This window comes from Ensifer sp. MJa1 (genome assembly GCF_037026475.1).
In the GTDB taxonomy this organism is placed as follows: Bacteria; Pseudomonadota; Alphaproteobacteria; order Rhizobiales; family Rhizobiaceae; genus Ensifer.
The window spans coordinates 114,984-135,504 of the sequence record NZ_JAKUMO010000018.1 but is presented as its reverse complement, the minus strand read 5'-3'; the positions used below and the strand labels follow the sequence as shown (position 1 = coordinate 135,504).

17 protein-coding genes are annotated in these 20,521 nt (G+C 63.7%); 2 read left to right on the top strand and 15 right to left on the bottom strand.

All coding sequences use genetic code 11. The features are described 5' to 3' along the window. Positions 1-22: 22 nt before the first annotated feature. From MKZ91_RS22535 to MKZ91_RS22500, 8 genes are all read right to left on the bottom strand, one after another. Positions 23-715: a response regulator gene (locus MKZ91_RS22535; protein ID WP_336173264.1), complete on the bottom strand. Its 693-nt coding sequence runs from the start codon at positions 713-715 to the stop codon at positions 23-25. Continuing rightward, complete coding sequence (locus MKZ91_RS22530; protein WP_336173262.1) at positions 712-3,405, bottom strand: sensor histidine kinase KdpD; 2,694 nt, start codon at positions 3,403-3,405, stop codon at positions 712-714. The genes MKZ91_RS22535 and MKZ91_RS22530 overlap by 4 nt, the downstream gene beginning before the upstream one ends. A gap of 22 nt (positions 3,406-3,427) precedes the next feature. Continuing rightward, a complete protein-coding gene (gene kdpC, locus MKZ91_RS22525; RefSeq protein ID WP_336173261.1) occupies positions 3,428-3,997 on the bottom strand; it encodes a potassium-transporting ATPase subunit KdpC in 570 nt (189 codons plus the stop codon). A 2-nt stretch (positions 3,998-3,999) separates the two neighbouring features. After that, positions 4,000-6,117: a potassium-transporting ATPase subunit KdpB gene (gene kdpB / locus MKZ91_RS22520; protein WP_336173260.1), complete on the bottom strand. Its 2,118-nt coding sequence runs from the start codon at positions 6,115-6,117 to the stop codon at positions 4,000-4,002. 14 nt (positions 6,118-6,131) lie between these two features. Further along, positions 6,132-7,841 carry a potassium-transporting ATPase subunit KdpA gene (gene kdpA, locus MKZ91_RS22515; protein ID WP_336173259.1) on the bottom strand — a complete coding sequence of 570 codons (1,710 nt, stop codon included), beginning with the start codon at positions 7,839-7,841 and terminating at the stop codon, positions 6,132-6,134. A gap of 81 nt (positions 7,842-7,922) precedes the next feature. Next, on the bottom strand, positions 7,923-8,009 hold the full coding sequence (gene kdpF / locus MKZ91_RS22510) for a K(+)-transporting ATPase subunit F (RefSeq protein ID WP_336173291.1): 87 nt from the start codon (positions 8,007-8,009) through the stop codon (positions 7,923-7,925). 313 nt (positions 8,010-8,322) lie between these two features. Beyond that, positions 8,323-9,483 carry an AI-2E family transporter gene (locus tag MKZ91_RS22505; RefSeq protein ID WP_336173258.1) on the bottom strand — a complete coding sequence of 387 codons (1,161 nt, stop codon included), beginning with the start codon at positions 9,481-9,483 and terminating at the stop codon, positions 8,323-8,325. 187 nt (positions 9,484-9,670) lie between these two features. Beyond that, complete coding sequence (locus tag MKZ91_RS22500; protein ID WP_336173290.1) at positions 9,671-10,894, bottom strand: MFS transporter; 1,224 nt, start codon at positions 10,892-10,894, stop codon at positions 9,671-9,673. A gap of 351 nt (positions 10,895-11,245) precedes the next feature. On the opposite strand from MKZ91_RS22500, the gene MKZ91_RS22495 reads away from it, so the two are divergent. Both MKZ91_RS22495 and pgi read left to right on the top strand, forming a co-directional pair. Beyond that, positions 11,246-12,946: a long-chain fatty acid--CoA ligase gene (locus MKZ91_RS22495; protein WP_336173256.1), complete on the top strand. Its 1,701-nt coding sequence runs from the start codon at positions 11,246-11,248 to the stop codon at positions 12,944-12,946. A gap of 139 nt (positions 12,947-13,085) precedes the next feature. Beyond that, positions 13,086-14,711, top strand: coding sequence for a glucose-6-phosphate isomerase (pgi, locus tag MKZ91_RS22490; RefSeq protein WP_336173255.1), 1,626 nt, complete (start codon positions 13,086-13,088; stop codon positions 14,709-14,711). A 41-nt stretch (positions 14,712-14,752) separates the two neighbouring features. Here pgi and MKZ91_RS22485 read toward each other — a convergent pair whose 3' ends face one another. The 7 genes from MKZ91_RS22485 to MKZ91_RS22455 all read right to left on the bottom strand — a co-directional run bounded on the left by MKZ91_RS22485 (position 14,753) and on the right by MKZ91_RS22455 (position 20,489). Then, positions 14,753-14,875, bottom strand: coding sequence for a hypothetical protein (locus tag MKZ91_RS22485; protein WP_336173254.1), 123 nt, complete (start codon positions 14,873-14,875; stop codon positions 14,753-14,755). 168 nt (positions 14,876-15,043) lie between these two features. Next, positions 15,044-15,970, bottom strand: a complete 927-nt coding sequence (locus tag MKZ91_RS22480; RefSeq protein WP_336173253.1) for a carbohydrate kinase family protein — start codon at positions 15,968-15,970, stop codon at positions 15,044-15,046. An 88-nt stretch (positions 15,971-16,058) separates the two neighbouring features. Next, a complete protein-coding gene (locus tag MKZ91_RS22475) occupies positions 16,059-16,751 on the bottom strand; it encodes an orotate phosphoribosyltransferase (RefSeq protein ID WP_336173252.1) in 693 nt (230 codons plus the stop codon). Positions 16,752-16,762: 11 nt separating this feature from the next. Further along, positions 16,763-17,800 (bottom strand): dihydroorotase, encoded by a 1,038-nt coding sequence (gene pyrC, locus MKZ91_RS22470; protein ID WP_336173251.1) that lies wholly within the window; start codon positions 17,798-17,800, stop codon positions 16,763-16,765. A gap of 204 nt (positions 17,801-18,004) precedes the next feature. Beyond that, positions 18,005-18,625, bottom strand: a complete 621-nt coding sequence (locus MKZ91_RS22465; RefSeq protein ID WP_336173250.1) for a nucleoside triphosphate hydrolase — start codon at positions 18,623-18,625, stop codon at positions 18,005-18,007. Beyond that, on the bottom strand, positions 18,622-19,404 hold the full coding sequence (locus tag MKZ91_RS22460) for an ATP-binding cassette domain-containing protein (RefSeq protein ID WP_336173249.1): 783 nt from the start codon (positions 19,402-19,404) through the stop codon (positions 18,622-18,624). The genes MKZ91_RS22465 and MKZ91_RS22460 overlap by 4 nt, the downstream gene beginning before the upstream one ends. Then, positions 19,404-20,489, bottom strand: coding sequence for an ABC transporter permease (locus MKZ91_RS22455; RefSeq protein ID WP_336173248.1), 1,086 nt, complete (start codon positions 20,487-20,489; stop codon positions 19,404-19,406). The genes MKZ91_RS22460 and MKZ91_RS22455 overlap by 1 nt, the downstream gene beginning before the upstream one ends. Positions 20,490-20,521: the final 32 nt, after the last annotated feature.

The following is a 20,521-nucleotide window of genomic DNA, read 5'->3' as shown; positions in this document are numbered from 1 at the left end:
CGTCTTTGCCTGCCGTCCGCCATCAACCCTCGTCGCCGACGAAACGGTAGCCGACGCCCGGCTCCGTCCGGATGATCTTCGGATCGGCCGGGTCACGCTCGATCTTGCCGCGCAGCTGGCCGATGAAGACGCGCAGATAGTGCAAGTCTTCGCCATGGGCGACGCCCCAGACCGAGGTGAGCAACGTCTTGTGGGTGACCACCCGACCGGCATGGTGTGCCAGCATGACCAGGAGATCATACTCCTTCGGCGTCAGCCGCACCGGCTCGCCATCCTTCGTCACCACGCGCTTGATCGTGTCGATCGCCACGCCGTCGGCCGAAAGCTGCGTCTGGCCGCCGTCCATGTGCACCCGGTGCCTGAGTGCCGTGCGGATGCGGGCCGTAAGTTCGCCGATGCCGAAGGGTTTTTCGATGTAATCGTCGGCGCCGAGATCGAGCGCGGCGATCTTTTCGCTTTCCCGGTCACGCGCCGAGAGGATGATGATCGGCACCTGCGACCAGCCGCGCAGGTTGGCAATGACCTCCTTGCCGTCCATGTCCGGCAGGCCTAGGTCGAGGATGACGAGATCCGGCGCAGTTGTCGCGGCCGCTTTCAGTGCCTCGGCGCCAGTCATCGCCTCCAATACGTCATAGCCGGCAGCACTCAGCGCCGGTTTGAGGAAACGCTGGATCTGGGGTTCGTCGTCGACAACGAGGATACGCTCCACGCTCATGCACGGTCCTTTTCGGATATTTCAGCCTTGGCGGCAGGAAAGCGCATGGAGATACGCGTGCCGCGGCGCCGCAGCGCCGGGCTTTCCGCCTTGATCTGTCCGCCCATCGCCTCGACGAAGCCCTTCGCGATCGATAGCCCCAGCCCCGTACCCGGCGTGCGGCCATCGGCCTTGCCGCGGCGGAAGAATTTCTCGAAGACCTGCTCGAGGTCCTTGGGCGGGATGCCCTTGCCGAGGTCGGTCACCGACAGGGTGATCTCGTTTCCGTCGCAACGAGCATAGATGCTGATCGGCTCATCGCCGCCATATTTATTGGCGTTGTCGAGCAGGTTGAAGAGCACCTGCCCGAGAAGCACGCTGTCGCCGCGCATCAGCGGCAGGTCCGGCGCGATGCTGGTTTCGATCTCACGCTCGGGGAAGTACTTGCGAGCTCGGTCGACCGACGCCCTGACCACGTCGGCGACATCGACCCAGTCGCGCTTGGCGTTGACCGTACCCGCCTCGATGCGCGTCATGTCCAAGAGGTTGGCGACGAACCGGGTCAGCCGCCCGCCTTCCTCCTCGATCGACTTCAGCAAATCGTCACGGCTTTCGGGCGGCATGCGATCGCCAAGCTGGCGAAGGCTGGTGACCGCGCCGGTGATGGTCGCAAGCGGCGTTCTAAGGTCATGCGAAATCGACGACAGCAGTGCAGCGCGGAAACGTTCACCTTCGAGCTTTGCCGCCTGATCCAGGCTTTCGCGCGACAGGCGTGCGCGGTCGACGGCGATCGCCGTCTGGTCGAGGATCGCCGAAAGCGCCCGCTCCTCGTTGATCTCCAGAGGCTTGTCCGCCTGCACGAAGCCACAGACGCCGACGACGCCATGCGGGCTCGTCAGCGGCCGGAAATGAAACGGGCTGTTGGGCAGGGTGCCCGTACCGTTGCCGGCCGGTTCCTTTTTGTCCATCGCCCAGCGCGCCGCCATGATATCGGCGACATCAAGCTCGGTGTCCGGCGGCCAGGCGGCCTTCAGTTGCAAATCGCCCTCCTCCGGCAAAAGCAGCGCCGAACTGCGCTTCAGGGTCGATTGCATCTGTGTCACTGCCGCCCAGAGCACGTCGTCGGCCTTGGCGGTACCGGAGAGCTTGCGGGAAAAATCGTAGAGCGCCTGGGTCGCAGCCGCACGCTGGCGCGCGGTCTTTGCCTGTTCGCGCACCCGCGAGGCAAGGCTTCCGGCCAGGGCCGCGGCGACCAGGAAGATGACGAGCGCGAAAACCTCGTGCGGCTCTGCGATGGTGAAGGTGCCGGTCGGCTTGATGAAGAAGAAATTGTAGGCAAGCACCGAAAACAGCGCCGCGGCGATCGCGGATATATGACCGGCATAGGTCGCAGAAGCCAGAACCGCCAACAAGTAAAGCAACGAGATATTGGGCAGGACTATGAAGTGGCCCAGCAGCAATCCGACCGCCGTTGCCGCGGCGACCGACCCGGCGGCGATAGCGACGGAGCGCCCGGTTCCCGGCGGCAGCGTTCTCTTGCCCTTAGATCGCTTGACGGGCACTGTTTCGCGATCGGTCACGAGGTGGATGCCGACCTCGGATACACGTTCTGCCAACGCGTCGGGAAGCGACTGGCGGAACAGCCGCATCGGGAAAGACTGGCGGCGTGTGCCGATGACGATCTGCGTCGCATGTTCGCGGCGCGCAAGCTTGAGGATCTCCTCGACGAAATCGTTACCTATGATGCGGCGCGTCTCGGCGCCAAGCTGTTCGGCGAGCCGGAAGGTCTCGTCGAGACGGCGCACGTCTTCGCCATCGCCGCTCTCGCGGTCGGCGCGTTCGATGAAGACGACGATCCACGGCGCATTCAAGCCTTCCGCAAGCCGGCTTGCCGTGCGGACAACCTTTTCAGACAGCGGATCAGAACCAATGCAGACCAGCAGCCGCTCGCCGCTCGCCCAGACGCCTTCGATCGCGTTCTGCTTGAGGTAGTCGACCATCTGGTCGTCGACGCGGTCGGCCGTGCGGCGAAGCGCCAGTTCGCGCAGCGCCGTCAGGTTGCCGAGGCGGAAGAAGCGGTCGGTGGCGCGCTTGGCGCTTTCGGGCAGATAGACCTTGCCCTCCTTCAGCCGCTCGATCAGTTCAGCCGGCGGCAGATCGACGAGCAACACCTCGTCGGCACGCTTCAGCACCGTATCGGGCACGCGTTCGCGCACCGGAACGCCGGCAATCTGCGCGACCACGTCAGAGAGGCTTTCCAGATGCTGGATGTTGAGCGCCGTCCAGACATCAATGCCGGCGGCGATCAGTTCCTCGATATCCTGGTAGCGCTTCGGATGCCGGCTGTCGGCCGGATTGCTGTGGGCCAGTTCGTCGACGACGATGATCTTGGGGCGGCGGACAAGCGCTGCATCGAGGTCGAATTCGGAAAGCATGCGGCCGCGATGGTTCACATCGCGGCGCGGCAGGATCTCCAGTCCGTCGATAAGCGCTGCAGTCTCGCTGCGCCCATGGGTTTCGACGAGCCCGATGACGATGTCGACCCCATCCTGTTTCAGGCGGCGCGCCCGGGTCAGCATCGCATAGGTCTTGCCGACGCCGGGGGCGGCACCGAGGAAAACGGTCAGCTTTCCCCGGCGGTCCTGCGCGGCAAGTGCCAATAGCGCGTCTGGGTCTGGGCGACTTTTGGCGTCGCGATCACTTTCGGGCATTCATCGTCTCAGGCGTGAGGTGTCAGGTTCGGGGCGCGTCCAGGGCCAGATTGAGTTCTAGCACATTGACGCGCGGCTCGCCTACGACCCCAAACAGCCGATCCTCGGTCGCCCTGTCGACCAGGGCGGCGACGTCGGCTTCGCTGAGGCCGCGTGCCTTGGCGACACGGGCGACCTGGGCCTGGGCGAAGGCGGGCGTGATGTGCGGGTCGAGGCCGGAACCGGAGGTAGTCGCCGCGTCGGCCGGAATTTCACCCATGACACCGGCACCCTTCAGGCGCTCGACATCGGCGGCGACACGGTCCTTCAGCTTGACCGAAGTGGTACCGAGGTTGGAGCCGCTCGAGGCGCCGGCATTATAGACCTCCGGACCGGTCGCGGACGGACGCGGCCAAAAGTACTTGTCGGCCGTGAAGTTCTGGCCGATCAGCTCGGAGCCGATCAGGGTTCCGTCCTTCTCGATCAGGCTGCCGTTGGCCTGGGCCGGCATCAGCACCTGCGACATGCCGGTGATGGCAAATGGATAGGCAAGCCCGGTGATGGCAGTCAGAAGAACGGTCATCACGATGGCGGGGCGAAGTTGGTTCAGCATGATTACACCAGATTGAGTGCGTTGACGGCGATATCGACGAGCTTGATGCCTGCAAAAGGCAGGAGAATGCCGCCGAGACCGTAAACGAGGAGGTTGCGGCGCAGGAGCGCGGCGGCACCGACCGGCCGGTACTTGACGCCCTTCAGCGCCAACGGGATCAGCGCGACGATGATCAGAGCGTTGAAGATCACCGCCGACAGGATCGCCGATTGCGGCGAGGCAAGGCCCATGATGTTAAGGGCTGCGAGCGCCGGATAGGTGGTGATGAACAGCGCCGGGATGATGGCGAAGTACTTGGCCACGTCGTTGGCGATCGAGAACGTCGTGAGCGAACCGCGGGTCATCAGCAACTGCTTGCCGATCTCGACGATCTCGATGAGCTTCGTCGGGCTCGAATCGAGGTCCACCATGTTGGCGGCCTCGCGGGCGGCCTGGGTGCCCGTCTGCATGGCAACGCCGACGTCGGCCTGCGCAAGCGCCGGCGCGTCGTTGGTGCCGTCGCCGCACATTGCAATCAGACGGCCGCCCTGCTGTTCCCGACGGATATAGGCGAGCTTGTCCTCCGGGGTTGCCTCGGCGAGGAAGTCGTCGACACCGGCTTCAGAGGCGATGGCAGCGGCCGTCACCGGGTTGTCGCCGGTGACCATGACGGTGCGGATGCCCATGGCACGAAGGGCGGCGAAGCGTTCCTTGATGCCGGGCTTCACCACGTCCTTCAGGTGGATGACGCCGAGCAGGCGCGGACCATCGGCAACAGCAAGCGGGGTGCCGCCGGTGCGGGCCACCTGGTCGACGGCGCGCCGGAACTCGTTCGGCACATTCTCGTCGCGGATGCCGGTGAACTTCAGGATGGAATCGACCGCACCCTTGCGCAGCCGGCGGCCACCGAAGTCGACGCCCGAGAGCCTTGTTTCCGCGGCAAAGGGGATGACGGCATCGATCCGCATCGCGCCGGCAGAGCTTGCACCCCCGCCGACGGCAAGCGCCACGACCTCGCCCTTGCCGGAAGCGGGAAGCGAAACGTTGGGCGCCTGGCGACCGAACTCGCCGGTCGCAAGCGCTGCGATCGAGCGGCCCTCGGGTGTTTCGTCCGCGAGGCTGGCGAGCAGCGCCGCATCGGCAAGCTCCGCTTCGCTGACGCCGGGAACCGGCATGAAGTCGGCGGCCATGCGGTTGCCGAAGGTGATCGTGCCGGTCTTGTCGAGCAGCAGCGTGTCGACGTCGCCGGCAGCCTCGACAGCGCGGCCGGAGGTGGCGATCACGTTGAAGCGCACCAGGCGGTCCATGCCGGCAATGCCGATCGCCGAAAGCAGGCCACCAATCGTGGTCGGGATCAGGGTGACGAGCAGGGCAGCAAGCACGGTGACGGAGAGTACGGTACCGGAATAGCCGGCAAGACCCCAGAGCGTGACGACAGCAACCAGGAAGATCAGCGTCAGGCCGGAGAGCAGGATCGACAGTGCGATCTCGTTCGGGGTCTTCTGGCGCTGCGCACCCTCGATCAGCGCGATCATGCGGTCGACGAAGGTGTTGCCCGGGGCGACCCCGATGCGGACCTTGATCCAGTCGGACAGCACCTGCGTGCCGCCGGTGACCGCCGAGCGGTCGCCGCCGGATTCGCGGATGACGGGTGCGGATTCACCGGTGATCGCGCTTTCGTTGACCGAGGCGACGCCCTCGACGACTTCACCGTCGCCGGGGATCAGTTCGCCTGCCTCGACCAGCACGAGATCGCCGACCTTCAGCGATGTCGCCGGGATCGTCTGGGTCTCGCGGCCCTCCGCCGAGACGAGCTTGCGCGCCGTCAGCTCGGACTTGGTGCGACGCAGGCTGTCAGCCTGGGCCTTGCCGCGCCCTTCGGCGACGGCTTCGGCGAAAGTGGCAAACAGCACGGTGAACCACAGCCAGGCGGCAATCTGCCCGGAGAACAGCGGGCTGCCGGTGCCGGTCGCAATGTCGCGAACGAAGAGGACCGTGACCACGGCGGCGACCACCTCGGTGACGAAGATCACCGGGTTGCGCACCAACTGGCGCGGGTCGAGCTTGACGAAGGCGGCCTTGATCGCCGGCAGGAGGATGGCCGGGTCCAGAAGACTGGGAGCGACTGGTTTGGAAGACATGATGCCAATTTCCTTTAGAAGGTCTGACCGGCAAGCATCAGGAAATGCTCGACGATGGGACCGAGAGCGAGCGCCGGGAAGAACTGCAGCCCGCCGAGAATGAGGATGATGCCGACGAGCAGGCCGACGAAAAGCGGCGTGTCGGTCGGGAACGTGCCCTTGGAGGCCGGAACGCGGGTCTTCACCGCAATGGAACCGGCAATCGCCATGACCGGAACTGCGTAGGCGAAGCGGCCAAGCAGCATCGCGAAGCCAAGCGTGGTGTTGTACCAGGGCGTATTGCCCGTGAGACCGCCGAAGGCCGAGCCGTTGTTGCCGGCTGCCGAGGTGAAGCCGTAGAGGATTTCCGACAGACCGTGCGGGCCGGCAGTGCCAACGCTTGCAACGGCGAAGGGCAGCATGGCCGAAACAGCGGTGAAGCCGAGGATCGTCACCGGCAGGATGAGGACCGCGAACATCGCGTATTTCATCTCGCGGCTTTCGATCTTCTTGCCGAGCAGTTCCGGCGTACGGCCAACCATGAGACCGGCAACGAAGACGGCGAGGATCGCAAAGACGACCATGCCGTAGAGACCGGAGCCGACACCGCCCGGCAGAACTTCACCGAGCTGGATCAGGAACATGGGCACCAGGCCCCCGAGACCCGTGAACGAGCCGTGCATGCCGTTGACGCCACCGTCCGACAGACCGGTCGTGACCGCCGCATAAAGCGCCGTCATCGCCTGGCCGAAGCGGACTTCCTTGCCTTCCATGTTGCCTTGGACAGCATCGACGCCGAGCGCCGTCAGGATCGTGTTGCCCTGCGCTTCCGCCCAGTAGATGACCGCAACACCGGAAATCAGGAGAATGCCGGTAACGGCGATGAAGGCCCAGCCCTGGCGACGGTTACCGACCATCTGGCCGAAGGCGTAGACCAGAGCCGCCGAGACCGACAGCATCGCGAAGATGTTGAGGTAGTTGGAGAACGCCGTCGGATTCTCGAACGGATGGGCAGCATTGACGTTGAAGAAGCCGCCGCCGTTGGTGCCGAGCTGCTTGATCGCTTCCTGGCTTGCGACCGGTCCGACAGAGATCGTCTGCTTGGCGCCTTCGAGCGTCGTTGCTGTAAGGTCGGCGTTAAAGGTCTGCGGCAGGCCCGTCCAGACCATGGCCAGCGCCATGACGACGGCGATCGGCAGAAGCACGTAGAGCGTCGAACGGGTAAGGTCGACCCAGAAGTTGCCGACCGTCGAGGCGTTCGAGCGGGCAAAGGCGCGGGTCACCGCGAGTGCCATGGCGATACCGGTCGCGGCCGACACGAAGTTGTGCACCGTCAGTCCGGCCATCTGGCTGAAATGGCTGAGCGTGGTTTCGCCGCCATAGTTCTGCCAGTTGGTGTTGGTGACGAAGCTGACTGCCGTGTTGAAGGCGAGATCGGAAGGCATGCCGGCAAACCCCTGAGGGTTCATCGGCAGGTAGGCCTGCAGCCGAAGGATCGCATAGAGCGAGGCAAAGCCGGCGAGGCTGAAGGCGAGCATCGACATCGTATAGGCGAGCCAGCCCTGCTCCTTCTTCGGATCGACGCCGGCGGCCAGATAAAGGCCGCTCTCGACCGGACCGAGGATGGGCGAAAAGATGTTGCGTTCACCGGCGAAGACCCGCGCCATGTAAAGCCCCAGTGGCTTGATGACGATCAGGACGGCGATGAAGAGGAGGCTGATCTGCAGCCACCCGATGATAGACATGAGGATTTCTCCGCTGGATCACAACGACTTTGGGCCGCATCGGCCCAAACTCACTGTGATCGCTTCTGGTTGGCTAGAGCGTCAGAACCGTTCCGGGCGAACGAGGGTGACGATGAGATAGGCGGCAAGTGCGACGGCGACAGCGAGACCGATCAGGGCTTCGAACATCGTGGCCTCCTAAAGACGGCTGAGCGCGCGCGCGTACAGCGCAAACACGACAAAGCCGCCGATGCCGGCGGCAAGGAAAAGAACATCGGACATGCAAATTCTCCGGACTATTGAAGTCCGGATCTTGCATCCTGAGCGGGTCAATTATCGATTGCGATGGTCGGAAGAGGGCATAAGGAAAAAATAAAGACGCCCGCCAAAATCAGGGGCGATGTGCCGGTTCAGGGCACGGGATCCTCTCGCCGACCCTTGAAACAGCGGCATTGGCAAAACCGGCCGCAGCCAAGCGACCGGTAGCCCGACCATTGGCAGATCAGCCCTTGATGATCTGGTTGACGTTGGTGTCCGTCGGGGTGGCGACTTCGCGCATCCATTCGCGCCAGATGGCAACCAAGAGCGCCATCAGCACCGGACCGACGAAGAGACCGAGGAAGCCCATGGTCTTTACCCCGCCGACAAGGCCGAAGAAGGTCGGCAGGAAGGGCAGCTTGATCGGGCCGCCGACGAGGCGCGGACGCAGGGTCTTGTCGACGATGAAGAGTTCGGTCGTGCCCCAGGTGAAGAGCGCCAGGCCGTGAATGGGCGAGCCGCTGGCCACGAGATAGATCGACACCAGCGTGAAGCAGAGCGGGGCGCCACCGGGGATCAGCGCCATCAGGCCGGTGATGATGCCGAGCGTGACCGGCGACGGCACGCCAGCCAGCCAATAGGCAACGCCGAGCACGATGCCTTCGCCGATCGCGATGATGCCCATGCCTGTGACCGTCGAGCTGATCGTCATCGGCACCACGCGCGAGAGACGCTCCCAGCGCATCGGGAAGATGCGCTCGCCGAGGCGGTCGAGCTGGCCGGAGAAGGACTGCCCGTCACGATAAACGAAGAACAGCGTAATCAGCATGAACAGCAGCGTCAGGAAAGCATGGAACGTCGAGGCGCCGACCACCAGCACGCCGCGGTAGATGTTGCCGATGTTGGAACCGCTGACCAGCTGTACCAATTCGCCGAGCGCACCGGGATGGCCGATATGCTTGACCCATTGTTCGCCGAGCCACACGCCGGCAATCGGAATGCTGCTGAGCCAGGCGGGCACGACGGCACCATTGGCGTTGGTCTCGACCGCCCAGACGACCCAGTCGCGCACCTCATCGACCGCATAGACGGCGGCGATCGAGATCGGCACGACGATGAAGGAAATGACGCTGATGATGGCGATGGTCGCGGCCAGCGTCCGGTTGCCGTTCACGGCGGCAAGCAGCCGGCGATAGATCGGCCAGCTGGCAAAACCGATGACGACGGCGGCCAGAACCGGAACGACGAAACCGTGGAAGAAATAGACACCGGCCAAGAGAACGAAGACCAGCATCCAGCGGGCAGCCGTCATCGGGCCAACAAGAGCGTGGCGCGAAATCGCCGTATGCCCGAGCAGCCGCGGCTCCACGGCAAAGTTTTCTCGTTCGCGATTGCCCAATTGCACCAATGATCCTCCGTCTTCCGACGAGCTTACAACAAACCCGCGGCCTTGCCAGCCATTGCCGCGTCTCGCGGCGCCCTTTGCCCCTGCTTTACGGTAGTTTCAGGGCCGTAAGCGACGCTAGCGGCGCGACATGACAGAAAAATTTAGGAGGGTTCAAGAGCCCGAGGCTTTCTTTAGCCCCGTTCGGTCATTCGGCCGCAGGCTTGGCGCGCAATCCGGCCGGCTGAGCGCGATCGACAAAGACCGATGCGAGGAAGATGCCAAAACCGGCAACGCCGAGTACCGCGCCAACGAGACCGGTGGACGTCCAGCCGTAGCCGGCGGCAATCGAGACGCCGCCGAGCCAGGCGCCGAGTGCGTTGGCCAGGTTGAAAGCGGAATGGCTGAGGGCTGCAGCCAGCGTCTGTGCCTCGCCGGCAACGTCCATCAGCCGGGTCTGCACGCCCGGCACAACGGCAAAGCCGCCGCCAATGAAGAGCACGTTGACGATGGCGATCCATGGATTGCCCATGGTGAAGTAGAAGAGCACATAGGCGAAGATGTTGAAGGCGATGGCGATGCCGATCGCCGGCAGCAGCGCCCAGTCGGCGAGCCGTGCGCCGACGATGTTGCCGAGGATCATGCCGGCGCCGAAGACCGAGAGCATGATCGGCACATTGGCAAGCGAAACACCCGCGACTTCGGTGAGCGCCGGTGTGATGTAGCTGAAGACAGCGAACATGCCGCCACAGCCGATGGCGCAGATGCCGAGCATCAGCCAGACCTGCAGCTTGCCAAGCGCACCGAGCTCACGAAGCGGCGTCGCCTTCGGGTTGCCCTTGTCCCTCGGCACGTGGGCGTAGGTCAGCGCCATTGTCAGAAGACTGATCGCGCCGACGATCGCGAAGGCGGAGCGCCAGCCGAGCGCCTGGCCGAACCAGGCGACAAGCGGCGTGCCGAAGAGAGTGGCGATCGTCAGCCCCATCATCACCCGGCCGACGGCGCGCGCCCGCTGGTTCGGGGCGGCGAGGCCGGCGGCGACCAACGCAGCGACACCGAAATAGGCGCCATGCGGCAACCCGGCAAAGAAGCGCGCGGCAATCAGCGTGTAGAAATCAGGGGCGACGGCACTGGCGAAGTTGCCAATGGCGAAAATCAGCATCAGCGCCAGCAACACCCGGAAGCGTGAGAAACGGGCGGCAAGTACCGCGATCAGCGGCGCGCCGACGACAACACCCAAAGCATAGGCGCTGATCACTGCCCCGGCCTGCGGCACCGTAACCGCAACGTCGTCAGCCACCTGCGGCAGGAGACCCATGATCGCGAACTCGCCGGTGCCGATACCGAAGCCGCCGACGGCAAGCGCCACTTCAGCGGCGGAGATCCGGGCCCGGCGCGGCTCGACGGCGGAGGAATAGGCTTCGTCACACATGGGTTCGCTCACGAGCAATGGCCAGCGTCGCCGGACCGAAATCGGCCGGAGAAAAATCTGGGGGAAATGTCGGCGGGCGTTGGCTTGGACCAACCAGGATATGCTGCAATGCAATACAGGTTTTCGCCGCGGCAGGCAAAGGATTTGCGGCTCTTGTCATACTTTTTCAGGGCCGCGCCAGCCGCCGGTTAACCGTTAGCTCAGTTGACGTTTACGTCAAAGTTATATAATCCCGAATCTCAGCTTGAAGAGGTGTTGCAAAAGCATCATCTTCATCGGCGTGAGAGGATCGGGAGGGATTTTCTCAGGCCGCGAGCAGGCCAGCCTGTGGCGACCAGAGGGAGAGAGGTCATGGCGGAAGTCAGCACACAACAAGCAGGTATCAGCCCGGACAAGATCTGGCTAAAATCCTATCCACCCGGTATCGCTGCCGAAATCGGCCCCCTGCCCTATAAATCGATCGGCGAGTTCTTCGACCACGCCGTCGCCCGCTATTCGAACCGCCCGGCCTTCACCTGCATGGGCAAGACGCTGAGCTTTGCCGACCTCAATGCCGAGTCCGCCCGCATCGGCGCTTGGCTGCAATCCATCGGGCTTGCCAAGGGCGACCGCGTGGCGGTGATGATGCCGAACATCCTGCAGAACCCGGTCATCGTCTACGGCATCCTCAGAGCCGGCTTCACCGTCGTGAACGTCAACCCGCTCTATACGCCGCGCGAACTGCAGCACCAGCTCGTCGATGCCGGTGCCAAGGCAATTTTCGTGCTCGAGAACTTCGCGCACACGGTGCAGCAGGTGATCGACAAGACCGCGGTCAAGCACGTGGTGGTCGCCACCATGGGCGACATGCTGGGTCTCAAGGGGACGATCGTCAATCTGGTCGTGCGCCGGGTCAAGAAGCTCGTACCGGCCTGGTCGATCCCCGGCCATCTCTCCTTCAAGAGCGTGCTTGCCAAGGGCGGCCGCAGCACCATGAAGAAGCCGAATGTCGTGCCGAGCGACGTCGCCTTCCTGCAATACACCGGCGGCACAACGGGGGTTTCGAAGGGCGCGACGCTCACCCACTCGAACCTTCTGTCGAACATGGCGCAGATGGAGATCTGGTTCCAGACGGCGTTCCGCTCGCGAGCGCAGCCGGACAATCTGGTCTTCATGTGCGCGCTGCCGCTCTACCACATCTTCGCGCTGACGGTGAATTCGCTGATGGGCCTTGCCACCGGCGGCAACAACATCCTGATCCCGAACCCGCGCGACATTCCAGGCTTCGTCAAGGAACTCGGCAAGCACAAGACCAACATCTTCCCGGGCCTCAACACGCTGTTCAACGCATTGATGAACAACGCGGAATTCCAGAAGCTCGACTTCTCGTCGCTGATGCTGACCTTCGGCGGCGGCATGGCAATCCAGCGCCCGGTGGCGGAACGCTGGAAGCAGATGACCGGCTGCTCGATCGCTGAAGGTTACGGCCTGTCGGAAACCTCGCCAGTGGCAACGGCCAACATTCTCGACGCCACCGAATTCACCGGCACGATCGGCATGCCGATCCCCTCCACCGATGTGGAGATCCGCGACGACCAGGGCAACACACTGCCGATCGGCGAAGTCGGCGAGATCTGCATCCGCGGGCCGCAGGTGATGGCCGGCTACTGGCAGCGGCCGGACGAGACCGCCAAGGCGATCTCGCCGGATGGTTTCTTCCGCTCGGGCGACATCGGCTTCATGAATGCGGCAGGCCTCGTCAAGATCGTCGACCGCAAGAAGGACATGATCCTTGTCTCCGGCTTCAACGTCTTCCCGAACGAGATCGAGGAGGTGGCGATGACCCATCCCGGGATTCTCGAATGCGCGGCGATCGGCGTTCCGGACGAGCATTCCGGCGAAGCGGTCAAGCTCTTCGTGGTCAAGAAGGATCCGTCGCTTACGGAAGAGGAAGTCAAGCGCCATTGCGCCGCCAATCTCACCAACTACAAGCGGCCGCGCTTTGTCGAGTTCCGCACCGAACTGCCGAAAACCAATGTCGGCAAGATCCTGCGAAAGGATCTCAGGGGCTAAATTACTCGCAAAATTAAAACGATTTAAAAAATCCCGAAAACCGCCGCTTTGGCGGTTTTGCGGGCTTGATTTGAGTGGCTTAAAGCGAATAGCTACGCAGGCGATTGTCCGACACACTGTCCGACCAAGGAGCCCCGCGATGAAAGCGCTTGTCGACCAACTCAAAGCAACCGCCGCCGAGACCCAAGCAACCGATATCCGTGCCGCCTTCGCTGGCGATGCAGAGCGCTTCAGGCGTTTCAGCACCACGCTCGGCGACCTGCTGTTCGACTATTCGAAATGCGCGGTCAACGACCGGGTTCTTGATGGGCTCGAGGCGCTCGCCAAGGCCGCCAAGGTTGAGGAGAAGCGGGACGCGATGTTCCGCGGCGACATCATCAACATCACCGAAGAGCGTGCCGTGCTGCACACGGCGCTGCGCAATCGCGGCAACAAGCCGGTGCTCGTCGACGGCAAGGACGTGATGCCCGACGTCAACGGCGTGCTTGCCGCCATGGGCGTCTTTGCCGACGGTATCCGCTCGGGCGCGCTCAAGGGAGCAACCGGCAAGAAGATCACCGACGTCATCAATATCGGCATCGGCGGCTCCGACCTCGGTCCGGTCATGGTGACGCTGGCGCTCGCACCCTTCCACGACGGCCCGCGCCTTCATTTCGTCTCCAACATCGACGGCGCCCACATCGCAGACACGCTGAAGCTGGTCGATCCGGAAACCTCCCTCTTCATCGTCGCCTCGAAGACCTTCACGACGATCGAGACGATGACCAACGCGGCGACTGCCCGCGCCTTCATCGCCGGCAAGCTCGGCGAAGCGGCGGTCGGCCACCACTTCGCAGCCGTGTCGACGGCGCTCGACAAGGTCGCCGCCTTCGGCATCGACCAGGCCCGCGTCTTCGGCTTCTGGGATTGGGTCGGCGGTCGCTACTCGATCTGGTCGGCGATCGGCCTGCCGCTGATGATCGCCATCGGCAAGGAAAATTTCGGTCGTTTCCTCGATGGCGGCCACGCGATCGACGAGCATTTCCGCACCGTGCCGATCCGTCAGAACATTCCGGTGCTGCTCGGCCTCATCGGCTTTTACCATCGCAACGTGCTCGGTTACCCGTCGCGCGCCATCCTGCCCTACGACCAGCGCCTGTCGCGCTTCCCCGCCTATCTGCAGCAGCTCGACATGGAATCGAACGGCAAGGCGGTGACGCTCGACAGCACCCCGGTCGAATATTCGACCGGCCCGGTCGTCTGGGGCGAACCCGGTACCAATGGCCAGCACGCCTTCTACCAGCTGATCCACCAGGGCACCGACATCATCCCGGCCGAATTCATGATCGCTGCCAACGGCCATGAAAAGAACCTGCGCCACCAGCATGAGCTGCTGATTGCCAATTGCCTGGCGCAATCGGAAGCGCTGATGAAGGGCCGTACGCTCAGCGAGGCCAAGGCGCAGCTGACCGCCAAGGGCATGCCTGACGCCAAGGCGGACAGAATAGCGCCGCACCGCGTGTTCGCCGGCAACCGCCCGTCACTGACCATCGTCTACGATCAGCTCGATCCCTTCGCGCTCGGCCGCCTGATCGCGCTCTACGAACACCGCGTCTTCGTCGAGGGCGCGCTCTTCAACATCAACTCCTTCGACCAGTGGGGCGTCGAGCTCGGCAAGGAACTGGCAACCGGTCTGCTGCCGGTCGTCGAAGGCAAGGAGAGTGCCGCCGGCCACGATTCCTCCACGGCGGGTCTCGTCGCGGCGCTCCTGAAGGCGGCGTACTAAGCAAGCTGCAGGAGGAGGCGTTGCCCGACGCCTCCTCCTCGTCAAACGGCGCAGGCGGGCAGCGCCGTCACCTTTGCCTGGTTCAGCACCTGCATCAGATCGAGGTTCGAAAGCAGCGGGAAGTAGTCGGTTCCCGCCTCAGTCTGCACCCACGCATTGATCATGACCTTACGTTGCTGTTGAGTACGCTTGCCGCCGGCGCGGCCCTGAATGTTGGCTCGATCGACAGGCTGTCGAAACTCGACCCGGCGAAGACAGATCCGGCAGACCTGCGCGTCGCACTCGTGGTATCCTGGAATACCGCCCGGAGCCGGAGGATAGCTAGGTACAGCTCAAAGGCCGATTTCGTGTTTCCACGGCGGGTTTGCACCGGCGCGCGAGACGGTGACGGCAGCGGCCTTGGCGCCGAGCGCCAGCGCATTGCGAACGGCGGTCTCGCCGAGGCTGGCGACCTCTGTCTTGGTCAGCAGGCCGGAAAGCTTCAGCGACGCCAGCACGCCGGCATCGAACGTATCGCCGGCGCCGACCGTGTCGACCACGGTCACCCGCTCACCGGCGACCTCGACCTTGTGGTGCGCCGTGTAGCCGACGGCACCGTCGGCGCCCTTGGTGATCAGCACCAGCTTGGGTCCGCGCTTCAGCCATTCGGCGGCGAGCACGTCGTGGCTGCCTTCCATGCCGAACCAGGCAAGATCCTCGTCGGAAAACTTGATGATGTCCGACATCGCCGCCATGCGGTTCATGCGGGCAAGATGGGCGTCCCGGTCCTTGATGAAGCCCGGACGGATGTTCGGGTCAAAGGAGATCACCCGCTTCTCGTGCTCGCGCGCCATCAGGGCTTCATAGGTCGAGCCGCATGGCTCGGGAATGAGGCTGATCGCGCCGAAATGCAGCGCCTCGCAGAAATCGCCAAGCGCTGGCAGATGCTCCGTCGTAATCATACGGCCGGCGGTGTTCTCGTCGAAGAAGGCATAGCTCGCATGGCCGTTGACCAGTTTGACGAAGGCGAGCGTCGTGTGCAGCGAAAGCGTTGCGCAGGGGCCGAAATCGACATTCGCCGCCTCCAGCGTCTCGCGCAGGATATCGCCGAACATGTCGTCAGAAAGGCCGGTGAAGAAGCCGGTCTGGATGCCGAGGCGCCCAAGTGCGATAGCCGTGTTGAAGATCGCGCCGCCGGCATAGGGCGCAAAGGCGCTTTCGCCTGCGGTGGTATCCCGCGGCAGCATGTCGATCAGCGCTTCACCGCAACATACGATCATCGGCTCTTCCTCCTCGATAGAATTTCAATCGATTTAAAACACAGATCTCAGAATTGCCGGCCCCGGCGCGTGCCGGGGCCGGCAAGCATTATGCCAAAGCGCTCACGCCGCCGTTGCGGCCCGACCAGGCGAGCGGCGCATTGAGGAAGGCCTCAACTTCACTGAGCGTCTTTTCGTCGAACAGCGCCTGCTCGCGGGCGACCGAAAGCACGTTGCGCCAGGTGGCGATCCAGTGCAGGTCGACGCCCTTGCCCTTCATCTCGCCGACCGCTTCCGGGAAGATGTCGTAGTAGAAGAGCGCGATACCGTGGTCGACGATGCCGCCGGCGGCACGAATGGCGTCAATGAACTTGAACATCGAGCCGCCGGCCGTCGTCAGGTCCTCGATGACGAGCACGCGCGCACCTTCCGGCATGTGGCCTTCGATCTGGGCGTTGCGGCCGTGGCCCTTCGGCGCCTTGCGAACATAGATCATCGGCAGGCCGAGGCGTTCGGCGAGCATGGCGGCAAAGGGAATGCCGGCCGTCTCGCCACCGGCGACGACGTCGAACTTCTCGAAGCCGGCTTCACGCAGGATCGAAGCGGCGGCAAAGTCCATCACCGCCGAGCGGATGCGCGGATAGGAGATCAGCTTGCGGCAGTCGATATAGACGGGGCTCGCCATGCCGGACGACAGCTTGTAGGGCTTGTCCGCGCTGAAATGCACGGCCTTGATCTCCCAGAGCATCTTTGCAACCAGCTCGGCCATCACGGCCTTGTCGGTGAACGCGTTGGAAAACATCAAACTCTCCTTCAGACAACGGCCCAGTGCAGCGGGAACATCGGATCGAACACGGTGACAAGACCGGCACCGGTCTCAATCTTCTTGGGATAGGTTACGGCGTCCGCCTGCTTCCGGAGCGTGATCGTTTCCTCGTTGACCGGCAGGCCGTACCAGGCTGGGCCATTCAGCGAAGCGAAGGCTTCAAGCTTGTCGAGTGCGCCCTCTTCTTCGAACACATGCGCCAGGCAACTCATGGTGTTGATCGAGGTGTAGATGCCGGCGCAGCCGCAGGCGCATTCCTTCAGCGGGTCGACATGCGGTGCCGAGTCCGTGCCGAGGAAGAAGCGCTTGTCGCCGGAGACGGCCGCTGCGCGCAGCGCCAGGCGGTGGTTTTCGCGCTTGGCGACCGGCAGGCAGTAGTAGTGCGGCTTGATCCCGCCGACGAGAATGGCGTTGCGGTTGATGATCAGGTGATGGGTGGTGATCGAGCCGGCGAGGTTCGCCTTCGACGCCTTGATATAGTCGATGCCGTCCTTGGTGGTGACGTGCTCCATCGTCACCTTCAGCTCCGGCAAGCGCTTGCGCAAGGGGTCGAGCACGGTCTCGATGAACACGGCTTCCCGGTCGAAGATATCGACATCCGAGCTCGTGACTTCTCCATGCACGCAGAGCGGCAGGCCGATCTTTGCCATGCGCTCGAGTACCGGCATCGCCTCGTCGATGTTGCGAACGCCGCTGTGCGAATTGGTCGTGGCGCCCGCCGGGTAAAGCTTGATCGCCTTGACGAGGCCGCTCCTGTGGCCGGCCTCGACGTCGTCCGGGCTGGTGCCCGCGGTGAGATAGAGCGTCATCAGCGGCTCGAAGCGGTCTCCCGCGGGAACAGCTGCAAGAATGCGTTCGCGATAGGCGGTGGCGTCTGCTGTGGTGACGACGGGCGGCACCAGGTTGGGCATGATGATCGCGCGGGCGAAGTGGCGGCTGGTATCGGCGATAACGCCTTTCAGCATGTCGCCGTCGCGCAGGTGAAGGTGCCAATCATCCGGCCGGCGGATAACGAGGTCTTGCATGGTCAGCGTTCTCCTAGGTCAGGGCGGGATGCAGGCGGAAATCCGCATACACTTTTCCTGATCCCGCTCCCGGTGCTCGCGCCCGATCCGCGCGCGCGGCTGTGCAGCCGGCAGGCGCGGGTGGCGGGCGGTTACTCATGTGGTGGAACCGCGTCTCGATAACACCAATGCGCCCGGAAACACAATCCGCAATCCGACCATCACTCAGAAATCCGCAAGCACGAGATCGGCGCGTCGCTGATGATCGACCACACGATGCGCATTCGGGATGTCATTGCCAAAGGCCTTTTTCCGTGCGGCCTCCTCGTCATAGCCGTGATCGTACCAGCGCTTCAGAAGCCGTCGCTCCAGTTCCTCGACGCCAGGGTTGATGAAGATCGAGAAATCGAAGGCCCCATCGAGCCGGTTCCAGGGCGCCTCGTCGAGCAGCAGATAGTTGCCCTCCACCAGGACGATCCGCGTCTCCGGCGCGACGATGCGGGCGGATGCGATCGCGATCTCGCGCGAGCGGTCGAAGACCGGAACCAGCACTTCGCCGTCGTGGGCGCGAACGGCCGCGATCGTCGACAGGAAAGCCCGGACATCGAAGGTTTCCGGTGCGCCCTTGCGGGCAAGCAGGCCTTTCGCTTCAAGCACCGCATTGTCCATGTGGAAGCCGTCCATCGGCAGCACCGCCGCCTTTTCGCCGCCGGCGACCAAGGCCTCGGCCAGCGTGTCGGCGAGCGTCGACTTGCCGGCACCGGGCGGCCCGGCGATGGCGACGACGAAACGGGCAGCATCGGCTGCCCGCCTCAGGATTTCGTCTGCGATCGGCTCGACGTTCATGCCGCGAGCGCCTCGCGCGGCGGCTCCTTCGCCCCGGTCATGAAGGCGACGGCGTCCGACATGGTGTACTCCTTCGGATTGATGACGCAGAGCCGCTTGCCGAGCCGATGAACGTGGATGCGGTCGGCGACCTCGAAGACATGCGGCATGTTGTGCGAGATCAGCACGATCGGCAGGCCACGGGCGCGCACGTCGAGGATCAGCTCCAGCACCCGCCGGCTTTCCTTGACACCAAGGGCTGCCGTCGGCTCATCCATGATCACCACCTTGGAGCCGAAGGCTGCGGCACGCGCCACCGCCACGCCCTGGCGCTGGCCGCCCGAGAGCGTTTCCACCGCCTGGTTGATGTTCTGGATGGTCATCAGGCCGAGCTCGGAGAGCTTTGCCCGCGCCTTCTGTTCCATCGCCGAGCGGTCAAGGGTGCGGAAGAGCTTGCCCATGATGCCGGGTTTACGGATCTCGCGGCCGAGGAACATGTTGTCGGCGATCGACAGCGCCGGCGACAGCGCCAGGTTCTGGTAGACCGTCTCGATGCCGGCCGAGCGTGCGTCCATCGGCGAGCGGAAGTGAACCGGCTGGCCCTCGAGCCTGATCTCGCCCTCATCCGGCGTGACGGCGCCGGAAATCGCCTTGATCATCGAGGACTTGCCGGCGCCGTTGTCGCCGATGACGGCAAGAATCTCGCCCGGGTAGAGATCGAAGTCAGCATGATCGAGGGCCGTGACACGACCGTATCGCTTGACCAGGCCGCGCGCGGTGAGAATGGGTTCCTGGGCCATCAGCCTGCTACCTTTCTGATCCATTGGTCGATTGCGACGGCGGTGATGATCAAGACGCCGGTGAGGAAGACCTTCCATTGCGGATCGGCTCCCATCATGTTCAGCCCCATGGAGACGACACCGACGATCATCGCGCCGATCAGCGTTCCAAGGATCGAGCCGCGTCCACCGAAGAGCGAGATGCCGCCGATGACAGCTGCGGTGATGGCCTGGAGGTTGTAGTCGGTGACCGCTGCCGAGGGGGAGATCGAGCCGTTGCGGCCAATCGAGACCCAGGCGGCAAGGGCTGCGATCAGGCCCGCCAGCGTATAGGCGCTCAAGAGCACGCGGCTGGTGCGGATACCCGAAAGTTTCGCCGCTTCCGGGTCATCGCCGACGGCATAGAGATGGCGTCCCCAGGCGGTGTGGTTGAGTGCATACCAGAGGCCGAAGACCAGCGCGACCATGGTGATGACGCCGAGGGTGAGCACGGCCGAGCCAACCTTGAAGCTGACGCCAAACACATGCAGCATCGGGGTGACGGCGGTGACGTCGGCTTCGCGGATCGTCTCGTTGGCCGAATAGATGAAGTTCGTCGACATGATCACGTACCAGGTGCCGAGCGTGACGATGAACGGCGGAAGCTTGACCCTGGACACCAGGAAACCGTTAAGGAAGCCGCACGCGCCGCCGACGACGAAGCCGATAAAGATCGCGATCGGTGCCGGAAGGCCGTAGGTGACGGCGCAATTGCCCATGATGACCGCCGAAAGCACCATGATGACGCCGATCGAAAGATCGATGCCGGCAGTTAGGATCACCAGCGTCTGCGCGGCGCCGAGGATACCGACGATGGCGATCTGCTGGAGGATGAGGGTCAGCGTGTAGGACGAGAAGAACTTGCCCCCGATGGCGATGCCGAAGATCAGGATCGCAGCGACCAGCACGATGAACGGCACGGCCGCCGGCGTCGAATGCAGGAAATGCTGGATCTTCTGGATCGGCGTCTTGTCATGCGTATCGAACGACGCGACCTGCGTCGAACTGTTGACCAGGACCTTTTCGAATTCCTGGGATGGCTGTGCGGCTGTGTTGGGCTCGCCCATGGACCTTCCTCCCGTGAACCCCACTCCCAAGG

Bases quoted from the DNA above. Each gene is read 5' to 3' on its own strand.
- MKZ91_RS22535 (WP_336173264.1), bottom strand. From the start codon at position 715: ATGAGCGTGGAGCGTATCCTCGTTGTCGACGACGAACCCCAGATCCAG.
- MKZ91_RS22530 (WP_336173262.1), bottom strand. From the start codon at position 3,405: ATGCCCGAAAGTGATCGCGACGCCAAAAGTCGCCCAGACCCAGACGCG.
- kdpC (WP_336173261.1), bottom strand. From the start codon at position 3,997: ATGCTGAACCAACTTCGCCCCGCCATCGTGATGACCGTTCTTCTGACT.
- kdpB (WP_336173260.1), bottom strand. From the start codon at position 6,117: ATGTCTTCCAAACCAGTCGCTCCCAGTCTTCTGGACCCGGCCATCCTC.
- kdpA (WP_336173259.1), bottom strand. From the start codon at position 7,841: ATGTCTATCATCGGGTGGCTGCAGATCAGCCTCCTCTTCATCGCCGTC.
- kdpF (WP_336173291.1), bottom strand. From the start codon at position 8,009: ATGTTCGAAGCCCTGATCGGTCTCGCTGTCGCCGTCGCACTTGCCGCC.
- MKZ91_RS22500 (WP_336173290.1), bottom strand. From the start codon at position 10,894: ATGTGTGACGAAGCCTATTCCTCCGCCGTCGAGCCGCGCCGGGCCCGG.
- MKZ91_RS22495 (WP_336173256.1), top strand. From the start codon at position 11,246: ATGGCGGAAGTCAGCACACAACAAGCAGGTATCAGCCCGGACAAGATC.
- pgi (WP_336173255.1), top strand. From the start codon at position 13,086: ATGAAAGCGCTTGTCGACCAACTCAAAGCAACCGCCGCCGAGACCCAA.
- MKZ91_RS22485 (WP_336173254.1), bottom strand. From the start codon at position 14,875: ATGATCAATGCGTGGGTGCAGACTGAGGCGGGAACCGACTACTTCCCG.
- MKZ91_RS22480 (WP_336173253.1), bottom strand. From the start codon at position 15,970: ATGATCGTATGTTGCGGTGAAGCGCTGATCGACATGCTGCCGCGGGAT.
- MKZ91_RS22475 (WP_336173252.1), bottom strand. From the start codon at position 16,751: ATGTTTTCCAACGCGTTCACCGACAAGGCCGTGATGGCCGAGCTGGTT.
- pyrC (WP_336173251.1), bottom strand. From the start codon at position 17,800: ATGCAAGACCTCGTTATCCGCCGGCCGGATGATTGGCACCTTCACCTG.
- MKZ91_RS22465 (WP_336173250.1), bottom strand. From the start codon at position 18,625: ATGAACGTCGAGCCGATCGCAGACGAAATCCTGAGGCGGGCAGCCGAT.
- MKZ91_RS22460 (WP_336173249.1), bottom strand. From the start codon at position 19,404: ATGGCCCAGGAACCCATTCTCACCGCGCGCGGCCTGGTCAAGCGATAC.
- MKZ91_RS22455 (WP_336173248.1), bottom strand. From the start codon at position 20,489: ATGGGCGAGCCCAACACAGCCGCACAGCCATCCCAGGAATTCGAAAAG.